Origin of the sequence: Alistipes sp. CAG:29 (genome assembly GCF_000435435.1) — a bacterium.
In the GTDB taxonomy this organism is placed as follows: Bacteria; Bacteroidota; Bacteroidia; order Bacteroidales; family Rikenellaceae; genus Alistipes; species Alistipes onderdonkii.
Genome location: NZ_FR893506.1, coordinates 68,255 through 75,378, shown reverse-complemented (window position 1 = coordinate 75,378; position 7,124 = coordinate 68,255). Strand labels below are relative to the sequence as shown.

Here is a 7,124-nt window from a genome sequence, read left to right as displayed (position 1 = left end):
TGTCCGCCGCACCCGCTCATTCCGCAGCGCCGGTTCCGCGACGCCCACGCAGCGGGGATTATTTCAGCACGAAATCGACGGTTCCGCGGATGTCGTCCGACGCGGCGCCGACATAGGCGGTGAATTCACCGGGCTCTGCGACCCAGGCACCTTTCGCATCGTCGTAACATGCGAGCATCCCGGGGTCGATTTCGAACGTGACGGTTCGGCTCTGGCCAGGCGCGAGGTATACCTTTTCGAAGCCCTTGAGCTCCTTCACGGGACGCGGCAGCGACGAGAGTTTGTCGCCGATATAAAGCTGCACGACTTCGGCGCCGGCACGTCCGCCCGTATTGGTCACGTCGGCAGAGACCCGGAGCCTGCCCGTCGTTGCAAGCGACGTGCGATCCGCCCGCACGTTGGCAATGTCGAACGTCGTATAGCTCAGGCCGTGGCCGAAGGCAAACAGGGGTTCGATCCGCTCCTTCTCGATCCAGCGGTAACCGACGAAGATCCCGTCGCGGTAGACGACCTGCCCCTCGCCGGGATACTCCCCGGCGGAGTGGGCGCTGCAATCCTCCAGACGCACCGGGAAGGTGAAGGGCAGTTTACCCGAAGGGTTGACGGCACCGAACAATACGTCGGCCAGCGCATTGCCGGCCTCGGAGCCCGAATACCATGCCTCCAGTACGGCGGGCACGCGGTCGATCCACGGCATCGCCACGGCATTGCCCGAGACGAACACCACGGCAAGGTTGGGGTTGGCTTCGGCCAAAGCCCCGATCACGGCATCCTGTCCGTAAGGCAGCCCGAGTTGCAAACGGTCGGCGCCTTCGGAATCCTGATGGTCGCCCTTGTTCAGGCCGCCGATAAACACCACGGCATCCACCTTGCGGGCTGCGGCGATGGCATCGGCGAGGAGCTGAGCCCCGGAGCGTCCTTCCGAGAGATCCTGTCCGGTCACGACCCCGTTGTAGTCGCCCGTCACGTCGCCGACGTAACCGCGCTCGTAGAGCACCTCGGCCTTGTCGCCGACGGCCGCACGGATACCCTCCAGCGGCGTACACTCGTGTTTCACCTTGAGCGACGAGGAACCGCCGCCGACGGTCATCATCTTCACGGCGTTCTCGCCCACGACAAGCAGTTTCTTCGTTTTCGAAAGGTCGACGGGAAGCACCCCGCCGTCGTTCTTGAGCAGCACCATACCCTCGCCCGCAATGCGGCGTGCCGCGGCATTATGCTCCGGCGAGCAGAGCGACCCGAAGGGTTTGCGGCTGTTCATCGCCGTGCGGAAAATCAGGCGCAGCACGCGGCGGGCCTTGTCGTCGAGCTCCCCGGTACCCACCTCGCCCTTGCGGAGCAGTTCGAGGTAAGGATTCGCCAGGTAGTAATTGCCGTAGGCATTGGTCGCGCCCCAGTTCAGGCCGTCCGTCCATGTGCCGAACTCCATGTCGAGCCCTTTGAAGATGGCCTCGCGCGTATCGTGCACGCCTCCCCAGTCGGATATGACCACGCCGTCGAACGCCCAGTCGCGCTTGAGGATGTCGCGTCGAGCGCCCAGTCGCGCTTGAGGATGTCGTTCAGCAGGTATTGGTTGTGGCAGCAATGCTCGCCCTTGTATTTATTGTAGGCGCCCATAATGGCCCAGGCGCCGCCCTCTTGTACCGCAGCCTTGAAGGCCGGGAGGTAGATCTCGTGCAGGGCACGGTCGTCGACCACCACGTCGACCTCATGGCGCCGCAGCTCCTGGTTGTTCACGGCAAAGTGCTTCACGCAGGCGGCAACCCCGTTCTGCTGTACCCCCTGCACGTAAGGCACGACCATGCGGGCCGACAGGAAGGGGTCTTCGCCCATATACTCGAAGTTGCGCCCGTTCAGGGGCGTGCGGTAGATGTTGACCCCGGGGCCCAGCAGCACGTCCTTATCCCGGTAACGCGCCTCCTCGCCGATGGACTTGCCGTAGAGGGCCGACATTTCGGGGTTCCACGTCGCGGCGAGGCACGTCAGCGCGGGAAATGCCGTGCACGAGTCGTTCGTCCAGCCGGCCTGATCCCACTCGTCCCACAAGACCTCGGGGCGGATGCCGTGCGGGCCGTCGGTGCACCACACTTCGGGGATGCCCAGCCGCGGGACGCCCGCCGACGAGAATTTAGACTGCGCATGCAGCAACCCGACCTTCTCTTCGAGCGTCAGGCGCGAAAGAGCGTCCTCGACACGCTTTTCAAGCGGCTGCGACTCGTCCAGATAGACGGCCACATCGCCCCGGGATTGCTGGACGCCCGTGCAGGCGACCGCCGCGAGGGCGCACAATGCGGCAACGCCTTTTACATAAGTTTTGGTTTTCATTCAGAAATATATTTAAAATAAATATACATACATACGCAATATATTGATTAAAACTCTTGACCTACAAAGATAAAAATTATTTTACAACCCACCAAAGATAAAGTTATTTTCAAATATTCAAAGCCATTAAAAACATTTATTACGATTCCGAGGCTATCACAGAGGAAAAGGGGAGGGGCAGAAGCGTGGAACGCGGAGAGGAAGCAAAAAGTGGACACCCCCAGGAAGAGGAGGCCCCAGGAAGAGGCTCGAAGAGGATGCAGTAGTAGGACGGCAAACGAAGATAGCAAAAAAATGAAAGATCGCACATGAACAAGTTACGCGGAACAAGAAGCACAGGCTGCAAGGGCAAAGCCGGAAAGGAAGGAGGGAGCAAACAGGGACAGACAGGGACAGACGAAAAAACCAAAGGCAGAAGCAGAGGAGGATGGGGGTGGGCAGATGGGGCAGAGAACGGAGAAGAACGGAGAAAATGCGGGGAACACCGGGAACACCGGGAACAGGGGAACACCGGGAACACGGGGAACACCGGGAACAGCGGGAACACCGGGAACACCGGGAACACCGGGAACGCGGGGAACAGGCGGTGGAAGCAGAAAAGACAGGAAATGTATACAGGAAATGCACAATACAAAAAAAAGACCGCGGAATCGCTTCCGCAGTCTTTTGTCTTCTGTTCCCCGTCGTCAGGGGCAGCCTCCGGGATACTACCCTATTCGGCGGGCTGCTCCGCAGGGGTTTCGGCCGGAGCCTGTGCCGGAATCTCGGCCTGGGGCATCGTGGCGGGCGCCTCGGTCTCAAGGACACGCTCCTGAAGTGCCTTGGCGTCCTTCGAAATTTCGCTGTTGCTCTCTGCGACGCGCCCCTTGTCCATGGCGAGCGTAGCCACGAGGCTCAGCACAACGATAGCGATAGCCATCGTCCAAGTGAATTTCTCGAGGAAATCCGAAGTTTCACGCACACCCATGACCTGGTTGGACGCGCCGAAATTGGCGGCCATGCCGCTCTTGGGGTTCTGCACCAATACCGCAAGGATCACCAGAACGCTGGCAATGAGTATCAAGGCAATGCAAATCGTGTATAACATATCGTTGAAATTTAATTATTGTTTTCCAATTTGCCAATTAGCTCGGCAAAGTAAACACTTTTTTCGGGATTTCGCAAACTTAATTTGCGATAAATCGCTATGGCTTTGTCCCGAAGCCCCTGGGCAAGATAGATTTCCGCCAGTTCCTCGCTCACGACCTGGTCGTCGTCGTCCAGCACGGCCTCGGTGCACACCTCCTCCTCGGGTTCGCCGTCGGCGGCCACGATGCGCAGATCCTCCTCGCGCAGGAAACGGTCGATGATGTCGTCGGACGACAGCCGGCACAGGGCATCGGCATCGACCGCAGCCATGCGCAGCGAACTCTGCGCACGCCACGGGGCGGTCACGTCCAGCCGGGGATCGGGCCTGCCCGTGGCGATTTCGCGCACGATACGCGCCAGGTCGAACCACTCGCAGCGCGCGAGCAACGCGTCGAGTTCCGCCTCTGCGGGAAGTTCACCCGCGCCGGACGATGCGATATATTGTTTCAGGTCAGCCATTGCCGCGAAGGTTTACCAGTTCGAAGCCGAAGCCTGGAAAATGTCCGTCACCAGCTTGTCGACGATCTGCGGGATGAGCTCCCCCTCGACTTCGGTCAGCAGGCGCGTGGATTCGTAGTCCTCGTAGGCCGTGAAAGTCCTGTTCCAGGACTGTTTCTCGTCGAGGGCATTCGTGAAACGCACCTTGATGGTGATCGTCAGGCGGTTCAGCAGGGCGTAATCGTCGCTCGACACCGACGCCGTGGTGGAGGTATAGTTGATGATCTCGCCTTCGAAAGCGAAGTCGCCGCCCTCTTCGACCTGCATCAGGCGGGTACGGCGGGTGAACATGTCGACGAGTGCATCGGTGAGCGTCGAGCTGAGGATGGGCGCAACCATCGTGGCGTTGTTGGGGAAATAGGCCACGCTGAAAGTCCTGGCATCGGGCGGGATCGAGGCGCCCGAGAGCGAATATTTGATGGCCACGCCGCACCCGGTCAGCAGGGCGGCACAGAGGGCCGTGATTGCAAGTTTTATCTTCATCTTAAAAATCATATCGATTGTTCTGGCACCCGCAAGGAAGCCACTTCTTTTTTATTTAAACTTCATTCATCGAAAATACCATCAGAAGGTCATTCGGCTCTTTATCAGCAAAACAACCGCTCGTCGAAATAATGGCACTATTTGAATAAGTAGAATATCTTGTTGGATAATTCATCCGTATATTCGTCTTTAGAAACATCTTTCGGTCGATCAAACTTAATCCAAATAATCGAAAAATCATATTCCCACGCTACTTTCGCTACGGCATTGAACGTATCCGGATTACGCTTCCTACAAGCGCATACAATCACCTGGCACCCCATCTGCACTAATTTTTCCAAATTTACATAAGTGTAGCATATTTGGTCTCCCTGGCTTAAAAATCCTGTAAGCCCGTATTTGGTAATCCCCGTAAGAGAAAAATCGACCACATTGGAAGGAGACGGCAAAGGCCCCCACACCGATGTAACGCCAGAGATTATTTTACTGCCTGCCAATTTATTGAAAGTCTTATTGATTGTCGTTGTTTTTCCTTCATAGGCATCACCCAGAACGGCAATGATATATTTTTGTGGCAGCATAAATAAAATCTATTAAACTTGCATGCAATACATGTCCATTCAATTCTCTTCGATGCCCAGCTCCTTGATCTTGCGGTAGAGCGTACGTTCGGACATGAACAATTCGGCGGCAGCCTCGCGGCGGCGCCCGTTATTGCGGCGCAGGGCGCGGATGATCTGCTCGCGCTGCATGTCGGCCTTGGTCATCTCGCGCGGCGGCTCGTCGGTGACATCCTCGCTCTCGGCATAGACCGCCGCAGGGGCATAGGCCGAAGCGGAGCTCTGGGCCGTGGTCGGCAGCAGCGCCTTGACGTCGTGCACAGGCCCGCAGGGTGCCTGGGTGTTGTGCATCAACTCGGACATCATCCGCTTGAGGTCGTTGATGTCGGCCCGCATGTCGAACAGCACCTTGTAGAGCAGTTCGCGTTCGGTGGACATCGTGTCATCCGCGCGCATCCCGCCCATCGGTGCGGGCGTCCCGCCGTCCTGCGGCGGAAGATAGCGGGACAGCACGTCGGCCGTGATAAGGCGGGTCTGTTCGATGGCCGAGATCTGCTCGGCCACGTTTTTGAGCTGGCGGATATTGCCCCGCCAGTAATAATGCATCAGCATCTCGCGCGCCGCGGCATCGAGCGTCACGGCAGGCATACGGTACTGTGCGGCCACGTCGGCGGCGAACTTGCGGAACAGCAGCGGGATGTCCTGCGGCCGCTCGCGCAGCGAAGGCACCGTGATCGGCACCGTGCTGAGGCGGTAGTACAAGTCCTCGCGGAAACGCCCCGAAGCGATGGCCTGCTGGAGGTTCATATTCGTGGCGGCAACGACGCGGACATCGGTTTTCTGCACCTTGGACGACCCGACGCGGATGAACTCGCCCGTCTGCAACACGCGCAGCAGGCGCGCCTGGGTCGGGTGCGGCAACTCGGCGACTTCGTCGAGGAAGATCGTCCCCCCGTCGGCCTCCTCGAAATAGCCCTTGCGGGCTTCGAGCGCCCCGGTGAAGGAGCCTTTCTCATGCCCGAAGAGTTCCGAATCGATGGTACCTTCGGGAATCGCCGCGCAGTTGACGGCTATATATTTATTGTGTTTGCGCGCCGAATAGGCGTGGATGACCTGCGGAAAGAACTCCTTGCCCACGCCGCTCTCGCCCGTGACAAGGACGGTCAGGTCGGTGGGAGCCACACGCACGGCGACCTCCAGCGCCCGGTCTAAAAGTTCCGAAGTGCCGATGATGCCGAAGCGCTGCTTGACTGTGGTGATGTCCGTCATTTATTCCGTTATGGGTTGTTCGGGCGTCGCCGCGCCCGTGTCCGTTGCGGGCTGCGGGTCGGCGGGTTGTTCGAGGTACTGCATTTCGGCCTCCTTGTCGTTCGCTTCACGCAGATAGCCGAAAGCGATGGCGGCGACGGCGATGGCGGCGGCGATGGCGGCGACCCAAATGAAACGGTCGGCACGGCGCCGGCGCGGCGGCCGGTCGACATAGGTGTAGGCGGCGGTAGTCTTCGGCGGCTTGCCGTAGCGCAGGCCCCGCACCGAAGGGTCGGGGTTCATTTTGGCCGAGGGCGACACGCGCGGCTCGGAATAAGGCAGCTTCGGGGGCTTCTGCCCCATAGGGGCAGTCTGCGTCCCGGCCGGAACCGAGGCGGCACCGGGCGCTGCGTCCGCAGCGGACTGCACAGGCCGCGGCTCGTAGGCGAAGGCGATCGTCCCGTTGGGGCCAGGACGCAACACCCCGAAGCCGTCGAGCCGGAACTCCTGCCCGTGCTGGGCGGCATGGCGCACCTCGAAGACGAAGCGGTCGATCTCGCCCGCAGCCTCCAGTTCACCGACGCCCGCCTCTCGCAGCAGGCCGCGCAGCACACCGTCGTCGCGTTTGAGCAACTCCGAAAAAACAATGCTTACGCCCGGCTCCTTGACGATGAACGTCCCGAGCTGGGGCACGACGAGCCGCTTGTGCGACCCGAGATATTGCGATATGGTCTGAACCAACACGATTGAAATCCACTTTTGAAATCCGGTTCAAAAATACCCTTTTCCGATGAAAAAAGCAAAATTCGGCACGGATTTTCAAAATAATCGGGCAAACTATTGGTTATACGAAAAATATTCGTTTGATTTGCATCCCGAAAT

Annotated in this window: 6 protein-coding genes and 1 pseudogene; all 7 read right to left on the bottom strand. The window is 59.2% G+C overall.

The window, feature by feature from the left end:
- Positions 1 to 58: 58 nt before the first annotated feature.
- The 7 genes and pseudogenes from QVP03_RS12855 to QVP03_RS12825 all read right to left on the bottom strand — a co-directional run bounded on the left by QVP03_RS12855 (position 59) and on the right by QVP03_RS12825 (position 6,983).
- Positions 59 to 2,325, bottom strand: a pseudogene (locus QVP03_RS12855) (glycoside hydrolase family 3 C-terminal domain-containing protein).
- A gap of 712 nt (positions 2,326 to 3,037) precedes the next feature.
- A complete protein-coding gene (gene secG / locus QVP03_RS12850) occupies positions 3,038 to 3,412 on the bottom strand; it encodes a preprotein translocase subunit SecG (protein ID WP_018696927.1) in 375 nt (124 codons plus the stop codon).
- A gap of 11 nt (positions 3,413 to 3,423) precedes the next feature.
- Positions 3,424 to 3,912 (bottom strand): hypothetical protein, encoded by a 489-nt coding sequence (locus QVP03_RS12845; protein ID WP_022333790.1) that lies wholly within the window; start codon positions 3,910 to 3,912, stop codon positions 3,424 to 3,426.
- Between the two features lie 12 nt (positions 3,913 to 3,924).
- Positions 3,925 to 4,434 carry an LPS assembly lipoprotein LptE gene (gene lptE / locus QVP03_RS12840; RefSeq protein WP_141405553.1) on the bottom strand — a complete coding sequence of 170 codons (510 nt, stop codon included), beginning with the start codon at positions 4,432 to 4,434 and terminating at the stop codon, positions 3,925 to 3,927.
- 137 nt (positions 4,435 to 4,571) lie between these two features.
- Positions 4,572 to 5,015 carry a hypothetical protein gene (locus QVP03_RS12835; RefSeq protein ID WP_055203069.1) on the bottom strand — a complete coding sequence of 148 codons (444 nt, stop codon included), beginning with the start codon at positions 5,013 to 5,015 and terminating at the stop codon, positions 4,572 to 4,574.
- A 39-nt stretch (positions 5,016 to 5,054) separates the two neighbouring features.
- Complete coding sequence (locus QVP03_RS12830) at positions 5,055 to 6,263, bottom strand: sigma-54 interaction domain-containing protein (RefSeq protein ID WP_022333788.1); 1,209 nt, start codon at positions 6,261 to 6,263, stop codon at positions 5,055 to 5,057.
- Positions 6,264 to 6,983: a hypothetical protein gene (locus tag QVP03_RS12825; RefSeq protein WP_174760571.1), complete on the bottom strand. Its 720-nt coding sequence runs from the start codon at positions 6,981 to 6,983 to the stop codon at positions 6,264 to 6,266.
- Positions 6,984 to 7,124 lie beyond the last annotated feature (141 nt).